At 68.0% G+C, this 2808-nt stretch carries 3 protein-coding genes; all 3 read left to right on the top strand.

Annotation, left to right across the window (positions count from 1 at the left end; translation table 11 throughout):
- The first annotated feature begins 138 nt into the window (after window positions 1–138).
- The 3 genes from AC2VLV_RS15345 to mtgA are packed head-to-tail and all read left to right on the top strand — an operon-like array spanning window position 139 to window position 2635.
- Complete coding sequence (locus AC2VLV_RS15345) at window positions 139–1023, top strand: TonB family protein (RefSeq protein WP_486990811.1); 885 nt, start codon at window positions 139–141, stop codon at window positions 1021–1023.
- A 14-nt stretch (window positions 1024–1037) separates the two neighbouring features.
- A complete protein-coding gene (aroE, locus tag AC2VLV_RS15340; RefSeq protein WP_486990810.1) occupies window positions 1038–1916 on the top strand; it encodes a shikimate dehydrogenase in 879 nt (292 codons plus the stop codon).
- A gap of 2 nt (window positions 1917–1918) precedes the next feature.
- Window positions 1919–2635 carry a monofunctional biosynthetic peptidoglycan transglycosylase gene (gene mtgA, locus AC2VLV_RS15335; protein ID WP_486990809.1) on the top strand — a complete coding sequence of 239 codons (717 nt, stop codon included), beginning with the start codon at window positions 1919–1921 and terminating at the stop codon, window positions 2633–2635.
- The last annotated feature ends 173 nt before the right edge of the window (window positions 2636–2808 follow it).

Genomic DNA, 2808 nt, shown 5'->3' with positions numbered 1-2808 from the left:
GAAGACGACGAAGCCGTCGCCCTGGCCGCGCCCATCAGCGTGGCGGTCGATACCGATGAGCCCGACGCCGAATCGGCCGCCCCCGCCGCGCAGCAGGCTTCGTAAAATCGCCGCTGCCCGATCCGCCCCGCCCCCTCCGTGCCCTCCCTCCGCCTGCGCTCCCTCACCCCTTTGCACTGGGCCCTGATCGCCTCGGTCGGGGTGCATCTCGCGCTGCTGAGCCTGCGCTTTGCGGCGCCCGAGACCTTCAACCGGATGTTCGACAACGCGCCGCTCGACGTGGTGCTGGTGAACCAGCGCACCGACGACGCCCCGGCCAAACCGCAGGCCATCGCCCAAGCCAACCTCGACGGCGGCGGCGACGCCAACAAGGGTCTGGCCACCACGCCGCTGCCGTTCACCGCCGATGTCTCGCACGGCGACGCGGCGGTCAACCAGCAGCGCAGCCTCTCGGCGCTGGAGCAGAAGCAGCAGCAGTTGCTCACCCAGGTGCGGCAGCAGATCGTGCAACTGGCGCAGACCGTGCGGCAGGAAAACGATCCCGCGAAACAACAGGCGCTGGAGCAGAAACGGCGGCAGTTGCTCGACATGCTGGGCGCCATCGAGCGGCAGATTCAGCAGCAGAACGCCAAGCCGCGCCGCCGCTTCATCGGCCCGTCCACCCGCGAAGCCGCCTACGCGCTGTATTACGACAAGCTGCGCACCAAGATCGAGACCCTGGGCACGCGCGAGTTTCCGCAAAGCGGGGGCAACAAGCTGTATGGCAGCCTCATCATGTCCATCACCGTCGGCGCCAATGGTCGGCTGGTTTCCACCGAAATCATCCAAAGCTCGGGCAACCCCACGCTCGACCGACAGGCGCGCGCCATTGTCGAAGCCGCGCAGCCCTATGGCCAGTTCACCCAAGGCATGCTCAAGCAGGCCGATCAAATCGTGGTGATCTCGCGTTTCCGCTTCACCCGCACGCAGGGTCTGGAAACCGCGGTGCAGGCCCCGCAAAACCCGGCTCAGGCCGAGCCTTGACCGCAGACAGCCCCATGACTTCGCCCCCGCCCCCGCTCTACGCCGTGTTTGGCAACCCCATCGCGCACAGCCGCTCGCCGCGCATTCACGCCTTGTTCGCCGAGCAAACCGGCGTGGCGCTGCGCTATGAGGCGCGGCTCGCCCCGGTGGATGGTTTCGAAGCCGCTCTCGACGCCTTCTATGCCGAAGGCGGCCGGGGCGCCAACATCACGGTGCCGTTCAAATTCGACGCCTGGCGCCTGTGCGTCCGCCGCAGCCCGGCGGCGCAACTGGCGCAGGCGGTCAACACCCTCGGCTGGGACGAAGGCGGCCTGTGGGGCGACAACACCGATGGCATCGGCCTGGTGCGCGATCTGGCCCGCGTGCTGGCCTCCGATGCCCACCACCCGCTGCAGGGGCAGCGCGTGCTGCTGCTCGGCGCCGGTGGTGCGGCCAGCGGCGTACTCGGCCCGCTCCTCAAAGCAGGCGCGCGCGCCATCGCCCTGTGGAACCGCACTGCCGACAAGGCCCAAGCCCTGGCCGCGCGCCACAGCGCTCTGGCCGCGCAGCACGGCGCCGATCTGCAGGTGGTGCTCGAGCCGCCGACGCACTGGGCCGATGGCGTCATCAACGCCACGGCCGCCAGTCTCGACGGCCGCGCGCTCGATCTGCCGGACGGCGTGCTGCGCCCCGCGCAGTGGGCCTACGACATGATGTACGGCGCGCACGACACCCCCTTTGTCGCGCAGGCCCGCGCCGCGGGCGCCAGCGCCTGGGACGGGCTGGGCATGCTGGTGGAACAAGCCGCGCAGAGCTACACCCTGTGGCACGGCGAAGCGCCGGCCACCGCCCCGGTGCTGGCCACGCTGCGCGCCGAACTCGCCGCCGCCCGCACATCCACCCGCCTATCCTGACCATGCGCCCGCGCACTTCTGCGCCGCTGTGGCGCCGCTTGCTGTGGCTGTTCGTGCTTTCCGGCCTGGTGCTGCAAGGCTATTTCGCCCTGCGTATCGCACTGTGGACGGTGATTCCGCCGTCCAGCACCACCTTCATGCGCGCGGCCGAACTGCGCATCCTCAAAAGCGGCGACACCGTGCCCTGGAAGCACGACTGGGCGCCCTACGACGCGATCAGCCCGCACCTCAAACGCGCCGTCGTCGCCTCGGAAGACGCCACCTTCCTCACCAACGACGGCGTGGACTGGGACGCCATTCAAAATGCCTGGGATCGCAACCACAGTCGCCGCTTCGAGCGCAGCGGAAGAGTCGTCGGCGGCTCCACCATCACGCAGCAGCTCGCCAAAAACCTGTTCCTCTCCCCCGAGCGCGACTATCTGCGCAAAGGCCAGGAGCTGATCATCACCTTCATGCTCGAAGGCATTCTGGGCAAACGCCGCATCTTGGAGATCTACCTCAACAGCGTGGAATGGGGCAACGGCATCTACGGCGCGCAAGCCGCCGCACAAACCTACTTTCACACCAGCGCCGCCCGCCTCAGCCCGGCGCAGGCCGCAAGGCTGGCCGTCATGCTGCCCGCCCCGCGCATTTATCAGAAGCGCCTGTACTCGCCTTACATGAACGGCCGCACCGCAGTGATTGCCGCGCGGCTGTGGGATGTGCAGATTCCGCGCTAGTGCAGTGTTTCACGCTTGGTGGAACAAATAAAACCGATGGATTTGGCGTCAGGGCAAGGCGCCAATCAACCCTTGCTCATGTCCGCAAACGCACCGTCTGCCGCCTGCAGCGTGGCCTCGATCACCGCATCGTCGTGCGCCGCGGAGACGAAACCCGCTTCGTACATGCTGGG

The sequence above is a fragment of the Thiomonas sp. TH-17 genome, from assembly GCF_057473305.1.
Note: the sequence above shows the minus strand (reverse complement) of the source record. Positions and strands in the feature narration are given on the sequence as shown.